Below are 20,078 nucleotides of genomic sequence, written 5' to 3'. Positions count from 1 at the left end.
GCCGTTGGTTATGGCCGGCGCCCCACCTAGGGTTGCGCCGAGGCGGTAGCGTCTTGCGCGGCAATAGCTTGCTTGAGGTACTGCAGCACGGCATCGGTGCCCTCGGCCAGGTCTTTGGGGGTGGGCTTTACCTCCACGTCGGGCTGCACGCCAGTGTCTTGGGTTTGGGAGGTATAGTCCGCTGCCCACCACTCGGCGCCCGCACACATGCCCCACAGCTTGGTATTGGGCAGCTGAAAGCTCAGCGGCTCGCCAAAAAAGCGCATGGCGTTGCCGGTTTCTTCGCCCACAATGGTGCCTAGGTGGTAGGCCTTCACGGCTGCGGCCAGCATGTGGGCCGAGGAGAACGTGCGCGGCCCCGTAAGCAGGTAAAACTTGCCGCTGAAAAACAGCTCGGGCTTGGCCAGCGGCGCAGGCGGTTGCGGCGTGCTGCTGTGGCGGTAGCGGCCATTGGCATTGCCTTGGTTGGCCGCGAGCAGATCCTTAAACCACTTATTGTAGGGCTGCTGGGGCAAGGCCTGCGAGTAGCGCAGCTCCTTGGCCGCGCCCTGCAGGTAGGGCTTGGTGGTGAGGTATTGCAGCAGCTGAGCGCCCACCGCCGAGTTGCCGCCGCCGTTGCGCCGAATATCCACGGCTAGGTGCCGAATGCCTTTTTGCTTGATGACGGTGAAGGCCGAATCGAGAAAAGCGGTGGTGGCTTTGTTTTGCTGGAAGCCGAAAAACTCCAGCACGGCCAAGCTTTCGGGCTCGTGCAAGGTGAGCTTGTACTTGCGCGGCCCCACGTTCATGAGCTGCATCAGCCGCTCGGCCGGAATGCCGCGCAATGTCGTGGTTTGCTTTTGGCGCTGGCCGTAGTTCTGAAACTCCAGCTGCACGCTCTCGCCCCAGCCGTAGAGGCTCCAGAGCGTGAAGCCGAACAGTCGGGCCGTGGTGGCTTCGCGGTTTTTCTGATGGTCGGCGGGCCAGTAGCGCAGCATGTTTTGCACCAACGCATCGGCGCTTTCGCCATTTATCCGGCGAATGAGGGCCCCGGGACGCACCTCGCTCTGCGCGGCCGACTCGGCAACGTAGAGCTTGCCTTTTTGCAGCGTTACATTCAGCGGAAAAAACAAGCCCCCGCGCTGGCTGTAGGCCTGAAAAGCCGCATCCGAGAAGTCGTAGCTCAGGCCGGTGTGGCCGTCGGCGTACTGCGTGGTAAGGGGCATTACCAGCTGCGCAAACTCGCCGGCCGTGAGCGGCTGATTGAGCTGCGCCCGCACGCGTTGCCACTGTCGCTCGTCGGCCTCGTGGCTAAGGCGCAGGTGCAGGTTGGGGTGCGTAGCGTGCAGCCAGGCGTGCAGGCTATCCAGGTCTTGTTGCAGCTGCGGCGGCTCGAGCAACGTGAGGCTGGAAGCGGGGGCCGCCGGAAGCGGAGCGGGCTGCTGCTGCGCCCACGCGGCCTGCGCCACGCCAACGAGCAAGCATACAAAACCTAGGAGTGCTTTCATAGCCGGAAACCGGATGCGGGAGTGAGGGAGCGGAGTACCCGCCGCTGCCTGCAGCAACGCCGGGGTAAGCAAAAATAGCAGCTGGCCGCAAGCCGCGCAGCCACATAATAAGGTGAGCAATAGGCTAAAAGGTTGCCTGTTGTCGGGTGTTTGCCTCTGCAATGTTGCAAACTACCCAAGGCTTATGGGCAACGAAACGGACCGTTACGTACATCCTAAGCCCTGCCATTTGCTACCTCTATGCCCACCTACAACATTGGCTGCTCTGGTTATCACTACCGCCACTGGCGCGGCCTGTTTTACCCCGAAAAGCTGCCCATGCGGCGGTGGTTCGAGTACTATGCCGAGCACTTTGCCACGCTCGAGCTGAACGTGACGTTTTACCGCTTTCCGCAGCTCTCGTTTCTGCAGAACTGGTACCAAATCAGCCCACCCGCGTTTGTGTTTGCCGTGAAAGCGCCGCGTCTGATTACCCACTACAAGCAATTCAACGGGGTAGGAGAGTTGCTGCTCGATTTTTATGGCACGGTGCAAGAGGGCTTGCAAGAAAAGCTTGGGCCGGTGCTGTTTCAGCTGCCACCTAGGGCGGCCTACACCGCCGAGCGTCTGCAGCGCATCCTGAATTACCTCGATCCGGCTTTCCAGAATGTGTTGGAGTTTCGGCACCCGAGTTGGTGGCACCCGGCCGTGTACGCGGCGCTAGCCGAGCGCGGCATCAGCTTTTGTGGCCAAAGCCACCCCGAGCTGCCCGATGCCGTGGTGGCCACCGGGCCGGTGCTTTACTACCGCTTTCACGGGGTGCCGCGCTTGTATCAGTCGCCCTATAGCCCGGAGTTTCTGCAGCGCGTGCACGCCGAGGTTGCTGCTGCCCCGCAGGTAGAGCAGGCGTATTTGTACTTCAACAACGACATCGACGCCTCGGCCATTGCCGATGCCCGGCACATGCAAGCCCTAGCCGCCCCCGGCACCTAGGACGCTGACGCGATTACATAACTTTTGCAGGCTGAAGAAGTTAAAGCTGCTGGCGCCTAGGTATGCAGCTGCTGCTGAGGTGCACGGTGTCTGGCTGGTAAGCAGGCTAGCGGAGGGTAGTTTGTAACCCCAAGGGGCTGCGGGCGGTAAGCCTCGGAGCCGGATGCCGGTGTTCTTGTTACGCAGCCTACGCATTAGTTGCCCATGCACCCAGCGCTGTTCTTGTTATTGCTGTGCCCAGCCACTCCGCACCGGCGGCGTGCCTTGCTGCCCGTGGCCTTGCTGGTATGGCTGCTGCGCGCGGTGCCGGCCCTAGGTCAGCAGGCACCTGCCCGGCCGGTGCCGCCCAGCCCCGACTTCTCGCTGGAGCAATGCCTGCAGTACGCGCTCAGCAATCAGCCCCTCATCCGGCAGGCGCGGCTCGATGAGCAAACCAACGAGGCCGACATCCGGATTGGGTTGGCGGGCTGGCTGCCGCAGGTAAACCTCACGGGCAACGCGCAGCACTATTTTCAGCTGCCCTTTACGGTTTTCCCGAACGAGCAAGGCCAGCAGGTGCCGCGCCAAATTGGTTTGCGCAACACCTCCACGTTTTCGCTGGCCGGCACGCAGGCCCTCTACAACAACGAGGTGTGGCTGGCCTTGCGCAGCGCCCGGCCCTCGCGCGTGCTCTACCGGCAAATCACCCAAACCGCCCAAACCAACGTGGTGGCCGATGTGAGCAAGGCCTTTTTTGATGTGCTGCTCTCGCAACGCCAGCTGGGCGTGTACCAGGCCGACATTACCCGGCTGCAGCGCGCCCTGAAAGACGCCCGCGCCCGCTACGACGCCGGTGTGTCGGATAAAATCGACTTCAAACAAGCTGAAATTTCGCTGAATACCTCGTTGGCCGCACGCAAGCAGGTAGCCGAAAGCATCAAGGCCAAAACGGCGTTTCTAAAACAGCTGATGGGCCTGCCCAACGAGCAAGCCCTGCAACTCCGCTACGATACGCTACGCCTCGAGCAGGATGCGTTGGCTGATACTACCCTAGGGGTAAACCCCACCAACCGCCTCGAGTACCAGCAACTGCAAACCGAAAAAGCCCTGCAGGCCGCGCAAATTGGCTACTACCGCTGGGCCTTTTTGCCGGCGCTTTCGGCCTACGGCAACTACAACACGGTATTTCAGAACAACGAATTCTCGCGGTTGTACAGCCGCCGCTTCCCGAGCTCGTTTGCGGGTGTGCAGCTGGCCTTGCCGGTGTTTACGGGCACGCGGCGGCTGCAAAACCTGCGCCGCGCCCGCCTGCTCGACGAACGCCTCGACGAAGACCTGGTAGCCACCCGCAACCTCATTACCACCGAGTACGAGCAGGCCTTGGCCACCTACAAAGGCTACTTCGCCGATTACCAGCTGGGCAAGCGCAACCTGGCCTTGTCGCAGGAGGTGTACGACGTGGTAAACCTGCAGTACCGCGAAGGCATTAAGCCCTACCTCGATGTGCTGGTGGCCCAAACCACGCTGCGCACCGCCCAGCTCAACTACTACGTGGCCTTGTTTCAGGTGCTCAGCAGCAAAGTCGATTTGCAGCGGGCCCGGGGCGAGCTGCCCATCAACTACTAAGCCGCCTCTATCCACCATGCCGCTATACCACACACCAAAGGCTTTTTTTATCTGGCAATGGCTTCGCCGCTGCAGCCGCTGCCTGCCTGGCCAGCAACGCAGGGTAGTGCACCTAGGGCGCGTGCTGGCAGTAGGCGGGTTGCTGCTGCTTGCGGCCTGCGGCGATAAGGAGAAAGAAGCCGAAGGCCAAGGCGCCAGCGGCAAAGAGGCTGGCCCTACGCCCGTAAGCCTGGTGGCCGCCCAAAAGCGCTCCGCCGTGTACTACGACGAGTACCCCGCCACCGTGGTAGCCCTGAACAACGTGGAGCTGCGCAGCCAAGTGGCCGGGTTTATCACGGGCATCTTTTTCAAGGAAGGCGAGCTGGTGCCCAAAGGCAAGCCGCTGTACGAAATCGACCGCCGCAAGTACCAGGCTGCGCTCAGCCAGGCGCAGGCCAACCTGCTCAGTGCCCAGGCCGAGCTGAAAAACGCCAACGTAAACCTGCAGCGCTACCAGCGGCTGGCCGAGCAGGATGCCGTGGCCCGGCAAATACTCGACAACGCCGTAACCACCCAAGCCAGCGCCCGCGCCCAGGTGGAGGTGGCCCGCGCCGCTGTAGCCACTGCCCGCACCGACCTCGACTACTCGCTGATAAATGCGCCGTTTACGGGCCGCATTGGCATTTCGCAGGTGCGCCTAGGCGCGCAGGTGAGCCCCGGCACCACGCTGCTGAACACCTTATCGAGCGAAGACCCGATTGGCGTCGATTTCGTCATCAACGAAAAGGAGTTGGGCCGCTATGTGGCCTTGCAGCAGGAGCAGCAACGTGGTACCGGGGCTGATACCACCTTCCGGCTGCTGCTGCCCGATGGCAAGCTCTACGCCGATGGCGGCCGCATTCTGGCTATTGATCGGGGAGTCGATAACCAAACCGGTACCACGCAGGTGCGCGTGCAGTTCGGTAACCAGCAGCGCCTGCTTAAGGACGGCATGAGCACGGTACTGCGGGTGCTCAACCGCGCTTCGGGCGTGCAGGTGGTGGTACCGCACAAAGCCATTCTCGACCAAATGGGCGAGAGTTTCGTGTTTGTGGTGCGCGACACCGTAGCCCTGCAACGCAAAGTAGAGCTGGGGCCCCGCCTGCGCGACCAGATAGTGGTGCTGAAGGGCCTGAAGGAGGGCGAAAAGATTGTAACGGAAGGCTTGCAGCAGCTGCGCGACAGTGCCGTGGTAACCCTAGGTGCACCTAAACAAGGTGGCGGCAAGGGCGGCTCCGGCGCCGACAAAGCAGCCCAAAAAGGTGGCGGCCGAAAACAAGCAGGCCAGCCATGATAGCCGAAACCTTTATCCGCCGTCCCGTTACGGCCATCGTTTGCTCGGTTGTTATTGTGCTGATTGGGGCGCTGGCCATTCTTAACCTGCCCATCACGCAGTACCCGCAAATCACGCCGCCCACGGTGTCGGTGTCGGGGACGTACGTGGGCGCCGATGCCGAAACCGTGGAGCAAACGGTGGCTACGCCCGTGGAAGTGCAAGTAAACGGCACACCGGGCATGACCTACCTCACCAGCACCTCGGCCAACAACGGGCAGATGAGCATGTCGGTGAACTTCGATGTGGATACCGACATCGACGTAGCCGCCCTCGATGTGCAAAACCGCGTGGGCATTGCCCTGCCGCGCTTGCCGCAGGAGGTGCAGCGCCTGGGGCTTACGGTTCGTAAGCGCAACCCCAGCATCCTGATGCTAGTGGCGCTGTACGCCCCAAAAGGCACCCACAACATCACCTTTCTCGATAACTACGCCAACATCTACATCAAAGACGCGCTGCTGCGCACCAAGGGCGTTGGCGACATCAACGCCCGCGCCGACGACTTTTCGATGCGCATTTGGCTGAAGCCCGATAAGCTGGCGCAGCTGGGCGTAACGGCCGCCGAGGTTACGGCTGCCCTGCAAGAGCAAAACGCCCAAATTGCGGCCGGCTCGGTAGGGGCCATGCCGCAGCAGCCGGGCCAAAGCTTTGAGTACGCTGTTACGGTGCGCGGCCGCCTGGTTACGCCCGAGGAGTTCAGCGATGTAATCGTGAAAACCCGCCCCGAGGATGGCTCGGTGGTGTATTTGCGCGATGTGGCCCGCGTGGAGCTCGGCAAATACAACTACAACAACGTGTCGTTTGTGGATGGCAAGCGCGCGGCTTACCTGCTGGTGTACCAAGCCCCCGGCTCCAACGCCCTCGAAACCTACCAGAACGTGGAGGAAACCATGGAGCAGCTGAAAAAGCAGTTCCCGGCCGACCTCGACTACATGATACCTTTTGAGGCGGCTTCGGTGGTGAAGGTGTCCATCAAGGAAGTATTCAAAACCATGCTGGAGTGCTTGGTGCTGGTGGTGCTGGTGGTGTACTTGTTTTTGCAGAGCTGGCGCGCCACGCTTATTCCGGCACTGGTAATTCCGGTAGCGGTGGTGGGCCCGTTCATGGCCTTTGTGCCGCTCGATTTTACCATCAATACGCTCACGTTGTTCGGGCTGGTGCTGGCCATCGGCATCGTAATCGACGACGCGATTGTGGTGGTGGAGGCCGTGCAGCTGAACATGGACGAGAAAGGCATGAACGCCCGCGAGGCCACCTTGGAGGCCATGCGCGAAATCTCGACGCCGGTAGTTACCACCTCGCTTATCCTGATTGCGGTGTTTGTGCCGGTGGCGTTTATTCCGGGCATTACGGGGCGGCTGTACCAGCAATTTGCCCTCACCATTGCCGTTTCGGTGCTGCTTTCCACGTTTGCAGCGCTGTCGTTTACGCCAGCTCTGTGCGCTCTTATCCTGAAGCCGCGCAAACAAGCCGAAAATCAACCCGCCGAAGGCGAGCAAGCGCGACACCCAACCGCCGAAACCAGCGAGCAAGCAGCACCCAAGCAAAAAGCCAAAGGCTACCTCCGGCACTTTTTCGATTGGTTTAACCGCTGGTTTGGCAACCTTACCAACCGCTATACCAACGGCGTTGAGAAAGGGCTGCACTACCCGCGCTGGGTGTTGGTAGGGGTGGTGGTCATACTGGTAGGCACCGTGCTGCTGTACCGCACAAAGCCTTCAGGATTCATCCCGACGGAAGACGAAGGCCGCCTAATCATCACCTTTACGCTGCCCGAGGCGGCCTCTACCGGCCGCACCGTGGCCGTGCTGCAAGGCATGATGAAGGAGCTGCAACGCACGCCGGGCGTGAATCACTTTTCGGGGCTGGCGGGCTTGAACGCGGTAAACTTTTCTTCCAAATCGAATAGCGGCACCATCTTCTGCCAGCTGAAGCCCTGGGACGAGCGCAAAGACAAAGAGCTTAGTGCGCAGGCTTTGGTAGACACGCTGCAGCGGCGCTTTGCCAGGTTTAAGGAGGCGCGCGTGGTAGTAATTCCGCCGCCGGCCATTCCGGGCTTGGGCAACACCTCGGGTTTCTCGTTTATTCTGCAGCAGCGCGAGTCGACGACCGATATCAAGGAATTCGACCGCACGCTGCAGCGCTTTCTGGGGGCCATTCGGCAACGACCCGAAATAGCCAAGGGCTTCTCGTTCTTCACCACCAATACGCCCGGCTACAAGCTCGAAATCGACCGCGAAAAGTGCAAGAAGTTGGGCGTACAGGTATCGGCGGTGGGGCAGGCACTGCAAACCTACCTGGGCTCGGCCTACGTGAACGATTTTACCCTGTACGGCCGCACGTTCAGGGTGGTGGCGCAGGCCGATACCAGCTACCGCGGCGACATTCAAAACCTGAATCAGTACTACGTGCGCAACCAAAACGGCGGCATGGTGCCCCTGAGCACGCTCGTGAGCTACACCCTGGCCGAGAGTGCCCCGCTGGTATCGCACTACAACCTGTTCCGCTCGGCCGACATCAACGGCGACCCCGGCGAGGGCTACAGCACCGGCGACGCCATTAAGGCCCTGGAAGAAGTTGCCGCCGAAAATTTGCCGCCGGGCTACGGCTACGAGTTTTCGGGCCTAAGCCGCGAGGAAAAGCTGGCCGGCTCCCAGTCGCTTTACATCTTCGGGTTGTCGTTGGTGTTCGTGTTTCTGGTGCTGGCCGCGCTGTACGAAAGCTGGTCGGTGCCGTTTGCGGTGCTTGTATCGGTGCCCATTAGCGCCCTAGGTGCCATTCTTACCCTGAGTTTGCTGGCCAACCTCACCAACAACGTGTACGCCCAAATTGGGCTGGTTACGCTGGTGGGCCTGGCCGGCAAAAACGCCATTCTGATTGTGGAATATGCCAAGGAGCGCGTTGATGCCGGCACCGAGCTGGTGAAGGCCACGCTCGAGGCCGTGCGCCTGCGTTTTCGGCCCATCGTCATGACGTCGATGTCGTGCTTGCTGGGCGTGGTGCCCCTGATGATTGCCTCGGGCGCCGGTGCCGAAAGCCGCAAAACCATCGGCTGGACGATTTTCGGCGGCATGCTGCTGGCCACTACCGTAGCCACGTTTATCGTGGCGGTGTGCTACGTGTTCATCACGCGCAAAGCCTACGGCAAGCAAAAACTAGAGCAGCTGGAGCAGCAAGGCAAAGAGCGCGAAGAAGCCGACAAGCAAGAAGCCAAGCCGCAGAACACTTCACAAGATCAACATCCCGCTGCCCTAGGTGCCAAGCCCGCTGACCAGCCATTGGCACCTAGGGAAAACCAAGACAGCTCCAACGACGACTCTGCCCCCAAACAGCCACCGCCCCGCCCCGACTCACGGAGTTAAAGCCTTCCTGCTCCGGTGCTCAGTGCTGCTCGGCTAGCGGCAAAAGTCCGGCGCAGAGCCAGACCAGCACGAGCAACCGTTGCAGCTGCGTGGCGCCCAACAGTGCACCCTGCCTAGGTTAAGTAGCCAAGCGCTGGCACCTTGGTTGGTGCCTATCAGCTTGGTTGCGTACAGCCCTAACTCAGGTCGCAATGCTCTGCTTGTCAGGAGCAGCGCCCTAGGTACCGGCTCGGCAAACAACGCCACGGGGGCCAACTGCAAGCAATTGGCCCCCGTGGGTTATGTGAGCGGTTGTTTCGGCTGCCCAGCCCGCTGGTGCAGAAGGCCGGTACGCCCAGTTAAGTGGGCCTGTATACCCTAGGTACCCGAAAAAGTTGTAACGCCCATCGCCCTTTGGCATGTGGCGCCGGGGCAGTGGCCTCGTTCGGCCCATTGCGCCACGCGCCGCCGCAGGCAACCGAGCAAGGCCTGGCGGGCATCACATCTTCATGTGATGCCCGCCAGGCCTTGCCGAGCTGGTATCCGGCCAATGGATGTTGTATTTTAGGCCTGATTGCGTGAAGGAGGAGCCCGGGCGTACAGGCTTGGGTACAGACGAGAAGAGGCCCATGGCGGGGTCGTGAATACTCTCTTGCTGGACTTGATGGAGCTGCGCCAAGCACAACGGCGCGGCCATTAACCAGTTGTTGGCAATGGCCAGCACCCGCGCATATGCACGTTCCCATGCTTTCCGATTTGTTGATTATCCTGCTGCTTTCGGTGGGCGTAATCTTGCTTTTCAACCGCGTCAAGCTGCCATCCATCATCGGGTACCTGGTTACCGGCATGGTAGCCGGGCCTTACGCACTGGGGCTGGTGCACGCGCCGGCCAAGGTCAATCAGCTGGCCGAGCTGGGCGTGATGCTGCTGATGTTCATCATCGGGCTCGAGTTTTCGCTGCACAGCCTCAGCCGCATTAAGCGGGCGGTATTTTTGGGCGGCGCGCTGCAAGTGGGCCTCACCATTGCCGCCGTGTACGTGCTGGCCCGCGGCATGGGCAGCCCGCCGGCCACGGCCGTGTTCTGGGGTTTTCTGATTGCCCTAAGCAGTACCGCCATTGTGCTGAAGCTTTTGCAGGAGCAGTCGCAGGTGGAGTCGGTGCACGGGCAGGTTATTTTGGCCATTCTCATCTTTCAGGACCTGATTGTGGTGCCCATGATGCTGCTGGTGCCGCTCCTGAGCGGGCAAATTATTGGCAGTCCGTGGCTTACCGTCAGCATAATGCTGGCCAAAATGCTGGGCGTGCTGGTGCTGGTGGTGTTGGGGGCTAAGTACCTTATGCCCCGGCTGCTGCTGCTGGTGGCCCGTACGCGCAGTCGCGAATTGTTTCTGCTAACCATCATCGGCACGTGCGTTGGCGTGGCGTGGCTCACGGCCGAGGCGGGCTTGTCGATGGCCCTCGGGGCGTTTTTAGCCGGGCTTATCATCTCCGAATCGGAGTACAGCTACGAGGCCGTCAGCAACGTGATGCCCTTTCGGGAGGTGTTTGCCAGCTTCTTTTTCGTGTCCATCGGTATGCTGTTCGATGTGCAGGTGCTGCTCGAGTACCCCGTGCGCATTTTGCTGCTTACGTTAGGCGTTATGGCGCTGAAAGTGCTGCTGACACCCGCGGCGGCGGCGTTTTTGCGCGTGCCGGTGCGGGCGGTGCTGCTGGCTGGGTTGGCGCTGTGCCAAGTGGGCGAGTTTTCGTTTATCCTGTCGTTGGCAGGCCTCGAGGCGGGCCTTATCAGCCACAGCAGCTACCAGCTGTTTCTGGCCATTTCCATTCTTACCATGTGCCTCACGCCGGTGGTAATGCTGGTGGCCGAGCCGGTGGTGTCGCACATGATGCGCGTGCCCCTGCCGCAGGCCCTGCAAGAACACCTGCACCCCGAGCCGCCCAACGCCGAGCCGGCCACTTCCTTAGGCGAAAGCGTGCTCGACAACCACCTGGTTGTAATTGGCTACGGACTAAACGGGCGCAACCTGGTGCGGGCCGCCAAGCACGCGCACATCCCCTACGTCATCGTCGATACCGACGCCGACACCGTGCACCGGCAGCTTAAGCGCGGCGAGCCTATTTTGTACGGCGACGCCACTCACGCGCACGTGCTCGAGCACGTGCGCATCGAGCGCGCCCGGGTGGTGGTGGTGGCCATTTCCGACCCGGCCGGCAGCTTGCGCGTGGTGGCCGCCGTGCGGCGCCTCAACCCCGAGGCGTGCATTATCGTGCGCAGCCTGTACTTGCACGAGCGCAAAGAGCTGTACCAGCTGGGCGCTACCGAGGTAATTGCCGAAGAAATGGAAACTTCCATCGAGATACTGGCGCGCGTACTGGCCCGCTACCTAGTACCGCTGCACGAAATCGATGCCCTGGTGCGGCAACTGCGCGGGGGCAATATTGTGCGGCCCAGCTCGCTTACCGGGGCCGAGTGGTCGGGCATGCACGTAGGGCTGGCCGGCCTGGAGCTGGCTACCGTACCCGTGCCCGACGAGGCCGTGCTGGTGGGCAAAACCCTGTCGGAGTCGGAAATGCGCCAGCACTACGGCATCAATCTGCTGGCCATTCGGCGCAACGGCCACATGCTCGATCAAATGCGCCCCGATACCATCATCCACGGCCACGATACGCTGTACGTGTTCGGCAAGCCCGACCAAGTAGAGCGTTTGGCCCACGAGCTTCATGCTGATGAAACGTTTGCCTAGGTGCCCGGCCCATACGGCGGCGCGGGCACCTAGGCTAGGCCTAGGTCATTGGCGCCGTTTCGATTTTTGGAGGTACCCATAAGGGCTTAGTGAATCGGACAAGCATTGGTCACCTGCAACAGCCAGGCACGCTGCTCCACAGATGAATTACTCAGCAGTCGCCATCGGCAAGCCAACTAGGAATGTGGTCCGGCCGGCAAGCGCAAAGGTGCAGGCACCAGAACGCTACGCTAGCTGTGTTAACAACACACGCCAAGGCCCTAAAAACAGAAACGCCAGACCTGTAGGTCTGGCGTTTCGGGTACTGGCATCGTGGCCGGTTATTAGTTGGCCGCGGCAGTAGTGGGGTTCTTCACGTACTTATCCAGCCACGCGTTCATCTCCCACAGCATGTGCATGATGTTTTCGCGGGCCGCGTAGCCGTGCGATTCGAAGGGCAGTACCACGTAGCGGGTGGTAGCGCCGTGGCCTTTCAGAGCCGAGTAAAAACGCTCGCTCTGAATGGGGAAAGTACCCGAGTTGTTGTCCAATTCGCCGTGAATCAACAGAATCGGGGTCTTGATCTTGTTGGCGTAGTTGAACGGCGACATGGCGTTGTATACCTCCGGCGCTTGCCAGAACGTGCGCTCCTCGCCCTGGAAGCCGAACGGCGTGAGGGTGCGGTTGTAGGCGCCGCTGCGGGCAATACCGGCCCGGAATAGGTTGGAGTGCGCCAGCAGGTTGGCCGTCATGAAAGCGCCGTACGAGTGGCCCATTACGGCCACACGGTTCGGATCGACCACGCCCATGCGCTTGCCCTCGTCGATGGCGGCTTTGGCGCTGCTCACCAGCTGCTCAATGTAAGTGTCGTTGGGCTCTTTGGTGCCCTCGCCCACAATCGGAATGCTCGTGCCCTGCAACACGGCGTAGCCCTGCGTTACCCAGAAAATGGGCGAACCGTAGCCAACGCGCGTGAAGGTGTACGGCGAACCCGATACCTGGCCAGCGTTTTTCTTGTCCTTAAACTCCACAGGGTAAGCCTCCATCAGCGTAGGCAGCGGGCCGTCGGTGGGTTTGTAGTTGGGCGGCAAGTACAGGTTGGCGGTTAGCTCCACGCCATCGGCGCGCTTGTAGCGGAGCACCTGCTTTTTAAAGGAGCCGCCAAAGGCCGCGTAGGGGTTCGGGAATTTCGTAATGGCCGTAAGCTTGCCGCCGCGGGTATCGCGCACGTAATAGTTGGGAGCCTGGTCGACGGCTTCGCGGCGGGTAAGAATGCGGCGCTTCTCGGCGTCGAGAATGGCCAGCGGCACCTCGTAGTACGGGGCTTCGGAGCGCCACCAGCGGGTGGTTTTTTTGGTGGCGAGGTCCAGCTCGTCTACAAACGGACGGTCGCCTTCGGGCGAGGCGCCAAGCCCTGTAAAGTAGATGGTTTTGTTGGCGACATCGGTAAGCAGCACCGGTTGGCCCTGGGCGTTGCGCTTGGTGTAGGCCGAGCCCGGGTCGGTGTACTTATCCTGCGACGAACGTTCGTAGAGCACAGCCAGCGAAGGCAGGGCCCCCGGCGTTACGCGCCAGGTAACCTCCTTGCGGTCGGCCCAGCGGCTGCCGTACACCAGTGCCACCGAGTTGTTTCCCCAGGTTACGCCGTCGTAGCGCAGCGGCAAGGCAGCAAATTCTTCGGCTTGGCCGGTAAAGGGCGCGGTAAGGGTAAATACTTTGTCGCGAATGGCCGCCTCCGTTTTGGGGTTGCCGCCGTCCTGCGCTTCGGCCCAGTACAGGGTAGCCGGAGCATCGGCGCGCCAGCCGTGGCTGCGCTGGCCGGTGGGCACCGCGTCGAACGCCGTGGGCACGTTGTCGGCCAGGGGCAGGTCGGCCAGCATTTTAACCGGGTCGCCGGTGGTCAGGTCGTACACCTCCACTTTCAGCGGAAAGCTGCTGATGGGCAGGTTGTAGGAATAGGGCCGGTGGCGGGTTTTTACGAGAATGTATTTGCCGTTGGGCGAAGGCACCGCCGACTGAATCAGGCCGGGCTGGCTGATGGGCTGCAGCTTGCCCTCGAGCGTTACGCGCACCATTTGCGAGGTAGCGTAGTGCTCGAACAGCCGCTCGTCGGTAGGGTTGCGAAGCAAATCCTGGTAGGTGCGGGCACCGGCGGCTTTGCCGTTGTTTTCCTGCACGGCCGGGCCGGTAGGAGGGGCCGTAGCGCTGGGCGCCGCGCCGCGGCCTGCTACCAGGGCGCGTACGATCAGGGTCTGGTTATCGGAAACCCACTCGTAGGGCGTGCCCAGCGTGGCGTTTAGCGTAATGCCGGGTATGCGGCGGGCCGCAAAAGTGTTTACATCAACTACCCACAGCTCGATGCGGCCTTCGGCGCCGCTGCCGGTGGTGTGGCAAAAGGCCAGCTTGCTGTTGTCGGGCGACCAGCTTACGTCGCTGATGCGGGCCTGCGTAGGCAGGTTTAGCACGCCCATGTCCTTGCCGTCTTCGAGGCGGCGGAGCATCAGGCCGGTGGAGTAGCTGATGCGGCTGGGGCCGTTGGTGCGTGGGTTGATGCGCAGGCCGGCCAGGCGCAGCTCGGGCTGCGAGAGGTCGGCAATCGAGGGCATATCTTGCACAGCCAGCATGGCCATCCACTTGCCATCCGACGATAGGCTGATGCGGGGCGTTACCGGCGCCTCAACGATATCGGCAATGGCCCGGGGCGGCGTCTGGTACGCAACGTTTTGGGCTTGTGCAACGGCAGTCAAGCTCAAAAAGCCAGCGAGTAAAAAGTGTTTCATGTAGCAATTGGTGCAGCTAAGGCGGCGTATTAGCTACGAAGATACTATCCAAACCCGCAGTTTTGCCAACAGCCACTCGGCAAAACCATGAATTATAGTTTGTTAAATTCCTGATGACCTGGGTTTAGTTAGGGCACAAAACGCACGTATTATAAGAAAAGCCCTATTTGCCTGGGTGCGCAAACCAGTTGAGGCCGGTGGCAGCTAGTTAGCTTTTGCACCGGTTGCGCTGCCCGCCCGGCCAGCTAAGTTGGCCCAGCGGGGCACTGTGCTACCGGTATTTATAGCGAAAACCCTATTTTAAAACCGGCCGGTAAATAGAAGCCTTGGTAGGCGTAGTCGAGCGTGCCCGTGCGGTACCGGCTTTCCGGAAGCGCCGAGCTAAATCGGGTATTGCGGTAGCCCACGCCGAGGTAAAAATCCAAGTACACGCGCCCTAGGTCGAGGGGGCTTTGATAGCCCAATACAGCGGTGGCGCCGTAGCGCCGGATGGTTTCGGTGTAGTCGATGGGGCCAAATTGGTAGTACGTAAGGCCATCGTTGGCCAGCAACTGCTGCCAGCCGTTGGCCTTAAACTGCATCTCGAGCCGTTGGTACTGCGGGCCGTAGGCGAGGTAAAAACCCGACAGCGCCGCGTCGGTGTTGGGAATAAGGTAGGCGCGGTGCAGCAACTCCAAGCCCCAGCCGCTCAGGCGTTCGTCGGGTTGCACCTCGTGGTCGGAGGTGAGCTGGGTTACGCGCCCGCGAAACAGCTGGGGGGTAAGGCTCAGGCTGTGTTTGGGGTGGCCGGGCAGTTGCTTTTCGAACTCCATCTGGTAGCTGCGGGCCAGCGGCTGAAAGGCGTTGACCTTTAGCATGGCAGTGCGCGGCCGCACCGGCGCCTCCTCGGTTTGGGCACGGGCCGGCAGGCAACCGAGCAAAAGCAACCCGGCACCTAGGGGGCGCCAGCTGGCCAGGGAGCGGTGGGGGCGGGGCGGCAGCATCAGGGGCGGGCAATGGGCAGCATGCTTAGCTGCGTAAGGGTGTTGTTGCCGCGGCGGTACTGGTACAAGCCATCGGCCCCGATTACCAGCAGCAAGTCCTGGTTGGGGATAACATCGAACGCCTCGATGCGGTGATGCTCGCGCTGGGTGAGCGTGGGCGAGCGACGCAGGTCAAACACCTTCAGGCCGTCGTCGCATACGTACAGCTGCGTGGAGTCGGCGCCCAGGCCGTAGGGCTTGGTCATGGGGTAAACCTGGGCCAAACGGGGCTGTTGCAGGTTCTGCAAATCAACTACCTGCAGTTGGTTGACGCCGCCGCCGCACGTGCGCCCCTGCCGTAAGGTAAGGTAGGCATAACGGCCTTGCACCACCACCGGGTCGCAGCTGACTACGTGCTGAAAATAGCTGAGCTGCCGGGGGCTTTGCGGATTGGTGGCGTCGAAAATGAACATGCCCTGCTGCGTACCAATGAACAAGTAGGGCTCCTTCGGAAAAATCGTTTCGATGCCCACGCCTAGGTTGATGACGCGCACGGCAGCGGCGTTGGTGGAGTTGCCCAGGTCGAACACACGCAGGCTGTGGTCGTCGACGGTATAGAGCGTGTTGCCCATGATGGTAAAGCGGGCCATGGAGCCGCCCTGCCCCGTGTCGGAGCCACGGGGGGCACTATCCAGCGAGTCGGAAGAACAGCCGCTAAGGCCCGCGCACAGGCCGAGCAACAAGGCACCTAGGGCGCTTAGGCGGGCAAAGTAGGAGTGCAGCATGGGGCTATTTGTTTACTTTTTGCCAGCCCACTACCACGGCGTCGGCGGGGCGGTTTTCGGGGCGGTACTCGGGCTCGATGCTGGCCGGCTCGGGCGGGGCCAGCTCCGGAAACGCGTTGCGGGTGCGGCCCACCACGCGCGCATTGGCGGGGTCGGCCAGGTTTACGGTAACCAAGTCCACGGCATTGTCGGCGTAGAGCAAGGCGCCGCGCATGGCCACATCAACGTTGCCCGGAATGCGCAAAAAGCCCACGTTGCGCGGCTGCGCGGGGTCGTGGTTATCGATGATGTGAATGCCCTCGTACCGCTCGTTGATGAACACGTATTTATCCTTGAGGTAGATTTTGCCGGTGTTGCGCATGGTGCGGGCGGGCACCAGCGCCACCGATTGCTCCAGCGTTGCGCGCGACATAAGAATGGGCCGGTAGGGCGGCAGCACGGGGCGTTCGTCTACGTCAATAAAACAGCCCGACAGGCCCAGTAGCAAGCCTGCGGTAAGAAGCGGTGCGTAAAGTTGGCGCATAGAGTAAGGCGTTGGCCAGTAAGCCTGTAGCTGCTTGTGCAAGCGGTAGGCTTAGGCAAGAGCCAGGCAAGTGCCCCAAGGTTGCAAGTGCCCGCCCCAAAAAGTAGCAGCGCTACCTAAGGCATGCGCCACGCCACGCCCTCGCGCGGCACCACAAACGCCGAATCGGGGACATGCTGGGCCCGCTGGGCTTGGCGCAAATCGGATACGGGTTCGGTCAGGCCGTCGTCGGCCATCTGAAAGGTGCCGAAGTGCGTGGCCACGCTGCGGGCGGCGCCTAGGTCGCGGTGGGCCTGCACGGCTTGGGCCGGCGACATGTGAATGGGCTCCATAAACCACTGCGGCTTGTAGGCTCCGATGGGCAGAATGGCCAACCGGATGGGGCCTTCGCGGCGGGCAATTTCCTGCAAAAAGGGGCCGTAGCCCGTGTCGCCGGCGTAGTACAGCTTGCCCGCTTTGGTGCGCAACACCCAGCCGGCCCACAGCGTGGCGTCGCGGTCGGAGAGGCCGCGGCCCGAAAAGTGCTGCGCCGGTACGCACACGGCTTGCACGGATTGGCCTAGGTCGCGCTGCTGCCACCAATCCAGCTCGGCCGCGTTAGCAATGCCTTCTTCGTCGAGCAGCTTTTTTACACCTAGGGGTACCAGAATAAGCGGTTTATCGCGCTCGGCCAGGCGCTGCAAGGTGGGCAAATCGAGGTGGTCGTAGTGGTTGTGACTAATGACAACAGCATCGATGCGCGGCAGCTGCTCGAAGCGCAAGCCCGGCGGGCGCATGCGCTTGGGGCCAACCCAGCTAAAGGGGCTGCACCGCTCGCTCCAGATGGGGTCGGTGAGGATATTCAGCCCGTCAACCTGCAGCAAAAACGTGCCGTGGCCCACAAACGTGAGGCGTACCTCGCCGGCGGCCACTTGCCGGGACGGAGGCGGCCCCACAAAGGGAGTGGGCTGCGCGGGCCACTCGTCTTTGTCGCGGTTGAACATCCACTTCAGCACTCCGCCAAAGCCGTGCTGCTCAACGGGCGGCTGATTTATGAATTGCTTGCCGTTGAAGTGCTCGGAGCGCGGGCCCGTGTAACGGGGCGCCGAGAGCGAACAGCCCACCAGCACGGCGCCTGCGGCCAACACGAGTACTGCAGCCAGCAAGGGCAACCAAATGCGGCGGGGGCGAGCCATAGCGGTAGTGGGTAAAGTAGCCAAGTGGTGACTTGCTCGGTAGTACCTCGCGGCCTAGGCAAATGTTTGCCCGAAAGCTGCGAGAGGCCCAGCCTATAAAAGCAATAAGCCCCTCCGTGGTAGCGGAAGGGCTTGTAGTGCACTGTGATGTATCACAAGTTAGCTAATTTCCAGCAGCGCCCGGCTGGGTAGGTACGGGATGGGGCGCTCGATTTTGGTAGCAGTGTAAGTGAGCGAGTGGATAGCAATACATCGGTTTGGTGCTTGCAAAGTAAGCCTACGGCCAGGGGGTAGCGCAATCCGTGTCGGCACGGGTTTTTCGCGCAACCTTTCATGTGGCTAGCACGTAGAGGCGCCCCCGCGAAGCCTAAAACTACCCCCAAAATGCTATTTTGGGCTAGTGCACAATGCGGCGGGTGGCAAACAACTGCCCCTTGGAACCTCGCACTTGCAGCACATACACGCCGTTTGGCAGGTGGTTTAGGCCGATGTGTGCGGTAGATCCGCTGCTCGCTTGCGTTTGCACTACTTGGCCCAGCGAGTTGCGCAGCTGCAGCGAGCAAGCGCCCAGGCCGGCGGGCAGGTTTACCGTGAGTTGCTCGGCCGCGGGCTGCGGGTACGCCTCGATGCTAATTGCCGCCAAGCCGGCGCGCGAGCCCAGCGGGCGGCACTGCATGGCTGCCATCAGGCGCCGCCACAACTCCGCATCGAACGACGATACGGCCAGTTTGCTGGCACCCGCCGATTGGCCTTGGCGCACCACTACCAGCCCTAAGCTTGGCACCACGTAAATCTTCTGGTCGTTTTTGCCTAGGGCGGCAATCATATCGGTGGGAGCGGTGGGCACCATAGGCCCGTTGAACACCAGCTGCGAGGTAGGCAGCATGTGCGACTGTTGACCATTCAGCCACCACAAATAGCCGTAGGAGCGGTTATGGGCCTGCGAAGGCGTGGTCATGGCCTGGAAGTAGGCAGCGTCGCTCAGAACAGGGGTTTGCTCCCAGGTGCCGCGGTTCAAAATCAGCAGGCCAAACCGGGCCATGTCGCGGGCGCGGCTGTAGTACACGTCGTTGTACCACAGCCCGCTCATGCCGATGCGCGAGGCCAGACGCTGGTTGGTGTATTGGTTGATGCTGAGCCCGCTCGCCCGGGCAATTACATCCTGCAGCAAGCGGTAGGGCCCCGTGTGGTAAGCCCAACGTGTACCGGCATCGGCTAAGTAACGCAAGCAGCCGGCCGAGGTAGTTTCGTTATCACAGGGTGGGGGTGGGGTATCGTCGAGGCCAGTGGTCATGCTCAGCTGATGCCGCACGGTAATCAGCCGCTCCTTTGAGGCCGGCGCCGCCGACCAGCCGCGCCCTAGGTACTTGGAGGTGCTATCGGATAGGCTCAGCAAGCCCTCTTGCTGCGCAATGCCAACCAGCGTTGCCGTCAGCGACTTGCCCGCCGAGGCCCAGTACCACAGCGAGTCGCGGGTGTAGGTGCCGTAGTACTGTTCCACCACCATGCGGCCGTCCTTCAGCACGATCAACGACTTGGTGCGCTTGCTGGCTAGGTAGTTCAGCAAGGTATCGAGTTGCGGTTGGCACCAGCCTAAGCTTTGGGGCGTAGTGGCTGCCCAAGTGGTACCCGAAGTAGGCGGAAAGTACTGCGGGTTTTGAGCAGCAAGCGGCAAAGCTGCAGCCAACAGCAGCACAAGCAGTAACCCCAGGCGTAGATGTGCAAACATAGTAAGTATCTAATGTAGCTGCTTGGATGGCGACACCTCCTCAAGGTTTAGCTGCAGGTAGCATTAATTTCCGCGGCCTCAGAAATTATTAGGTCTGAAAGCCAGTTAAGTAATAATAGTTGTTTGCTATTTGATTGTGCACAATGTAATGTTGCATTGTCATCTTGAATACAGCGTTAAACCATCATGAGCAAACCAGCCACTCCCACCCCCAGCGAGCTGCTGAAGCTGGATAACCAGCTGTGCTTCCCGCTCTATGCTGTGTCGCGCCTGTTCACGAAGGCCTACCAGCCGCTGCTGCACGAGCTCGACTTAACTTACCCGCAGTACTTGGTGCTGCTGCTGCTCTGGGAACACCCGGAGCTTACGGTAAAAGCCCTAGGTGAAAAACTGCTGCTCGACTCGGGTACCCTCACGCCGCTCCTAAAGCGCATGGAACAGCGCCAGTTGGTAAGCCGCCGCCGCGATCCGCGCGACGAACGCTCTGTAATTATTGCCTTGGCGCCGGCCGGCCAGGCGCTGCAGCACCGCGCCGAGTGCATACCCGAGGCGCTGTTTGCCAAGCTGCAGCTCAGCCCCGATGAGTTCAATCAGCTGCGCAGCCAGCTCACCCGTTTGTTAACCCAGCTTTCGTAAAACACCGA

General features: G+C 61.2%; 13 protein-coding genes. 6 read left to right on the top strand and 7 right to left on the bottom strand.

What is annotated here, in order from left to right:
- Nucleotides 1–26: 26 nt before the first annotated feature.
- Complete coding sequence (locus D3Y59_RS10050; protein WP_119444931.1) at nucleotides 27–1,487, bottom strand: S41 family peptidase; 1,461 nt, start codon at nucleotides 1,485–1,487, stop codon at nucleotides 27–29.
- A gap of 240 nt (nucleotides 1,488–1,727) precedes the next feature.
- Between D3Y59_RS10050 and D3Y59_RS10045 the strand changes: the two genes are divergently transcribed.
- The 5 genes from D3Y59_RS10045 to D3Y59_RS10025 all read left to right on the top strand — a co-directional run bounded on the left by D3Y59_RS10045 (nucleotide 1,728) and on the right by D3Y59_RS10025 (nucleotide 11,501).
- Entirely contained in the window at nucleotides 1,728–2,459 is a 732-nt protein-coding gene (locus tag D3Y59_RS10045) for a DUF72 domain-containing protein (protein ID WP_119444930.1), read from the top strand.
- Between the two features lie 204 nt (nucleotides 2,460–2,663).
- Nucleotides 2,664–4,064 (top strand): TolC family protein, encoded by a 1,401-nt coding sequence (locus D3Y59_RS10040; protein WP_119444929.1) that lies wholly within the window; start codon nucleotides 2,664–2,666, stop codon nucleotides 4,062–4,064.
- 16 nt (nucleotides 4,065–4,080) lie between these two features.
- Nucleotides 4,081–5,376, top strand: a complete 1,296-nt coding sequence (locus D3Y59_RS10035; RefSeq protein ID WP_119444928.1) for an efflux RND transporter periplasmic adaptor subunit — start codon at nucleotides 4,081–4,083, stop codon at nucleotides 5,374–5,376.
- Nucleotides 5,373–8,777: an efflux RND transporter permease subunit gene (locus D3Y59_RS10030; RefSeq protein ID WP_119444927.1), complete on the top strand. Its 3,405-nt coding sequence runs from the start codon at nucleotides 5,373–5,375 to the stop codon at nucleotides 8,775–8,777. The genes D3Y59_RS10035 and D3Y59_RS10030 overlap by 4 nt, the downstream gene beginning before the upstream one ends.
- Nucleotides 8,778–9,488: 711 nt before the next feature.
- Nucleotides 9,489–11,501 carry a monovalent cation:proton antiporter family protein gene (locus D3Y59_RS10025; RefSeq protein WP_119444926.1) on the top strand — a complete coding sequence of 671 codons (2,013 nt, stop codon included), beginning with the start codon at nucleotides 9,489–9,491 and terminating at the stop codon, nucleotides 11,499–11,501.
- A gap of 323 nt (nucleotides 11,502–11,824) precedes the next feature.
- Here the strand turns inward: D3Y59_RS10025 and D3Y59_RS10020 are convergent, their stop codons facing one another.
- From D3Y59_RS10020 to D3Y59_RS09995, 6 genes are all read right to left on the bottom strand, one after another.
- Complete coding sequence (locus D3Y59_RS10020) at nucleotides 11,825–14,260, bottom strand: S9 family peptidase (RefSeq protein ID WP_119444925.1); 2,436 nt, start codon at nucleotides 14,258–14,260, stop codon at nucleotides 11,825–11,827.
- A 281-nt stretch (nucleotides 14,261–14,541) separates the two neighbouring features.
- Nucleotides 14,542–15,243 carry a hypothetical protein gene (locus D3Y59_RS10015; protein ID WP_119444924.1) on the bottom strand — a complete coding sequence of 234 codons (702 nt, stop codon included), beginning with the start codon at nucleotides 15,241–15,243 and terminating at the stop codon, nucleotides 14,542–14,544.
- Complete coding sequence (locus D3Y59_RS10010) at nucleotides 15,243–16,007, bottom strand: LVIVD repeat-containing protein (protein WP_240410327.1); 765 nt, start codon at nucleotides 16,005–16,007, stop codon at nucleotides 15,243–15,245. Before D3Y59_RS10010 ends, D3Y59_RS10015 begins: the two co-directional genes overlap by 1 nt.
- A 4-nt stretch (nucleotides 16,008–16,011) precedes the next feature.
- Nucleotides 16,012–16,530 carry an LVIVD repeat-containing protein gene (locus tag D3Y59_RS10005; protein WP_119444923.1) on the bottom strand — a complete coding sequence of 173 codons (519 nt, stop codon included), beginning with the start codon at nucleotides 16,528–16,530 and terminating at the stop codon, nucleotides 16,012–16,014.
- 116 nt (nucleotides 16,531–16,646) lie between these two features.
- On the bottom strand, nucleotides 16,647–17,705 hold the full coding sequence (locus D3Y59_RS10000; protein ID WP_119444922.1) for an MBL fold metallo-hydrolase: 1,059 nt from the start codon (nucleotides 17,703–17,705) through the stop codon (nucleotides 16,647–16,649).
- A gap of 397 nt (nucleotides 17,706–18,102) precedes the next feature.
- Nucleotides 18,103–19,434, bottom strand: a complete 1,332-nt coding sequence (locus D3Y59_RS09995) for a serine hydrolase (RefSeq protein WP_119444921.1) — start codon at nucleotides 19,432–19,434, stop codon at nucleotides 18,103–18,105.
- A gap of 186 nt (nucleotides 19,435–19,620) precedes the next feature.
- Here D3Y59_RS09995 and D3Y59_RS09990 point away from each other — a divergent pair, with 186 nt between their 5' ends.
- A complete protein-coding gene (locus D3Y59_RS09990) occupies nucleotides 19,621–20,070 on the top strand; it encodes a MarR family winged helix-turn-helix transcriptional regulator (RefSeq protein WP_119444920.1) in 450 nt (149 codons plus the stop codon).
- The last annotated feature ends 8 nt before the right edge of the window (nucleotides 20,071–20,078 follow it).

Source organism: Hymenobacter oligotrophus, from assembly GCF_003574965.1.
Classification (GTDB): domain Bacteria; phylum Bacteroidota; class Bacteroidia; order Cytophagales; family Hymenobacteraceae; genus Solirubrum; species Solirubrum oligotrophum.
This window is presented reverse-complemented; position numbering and strand designations above follow the sequence as displayed.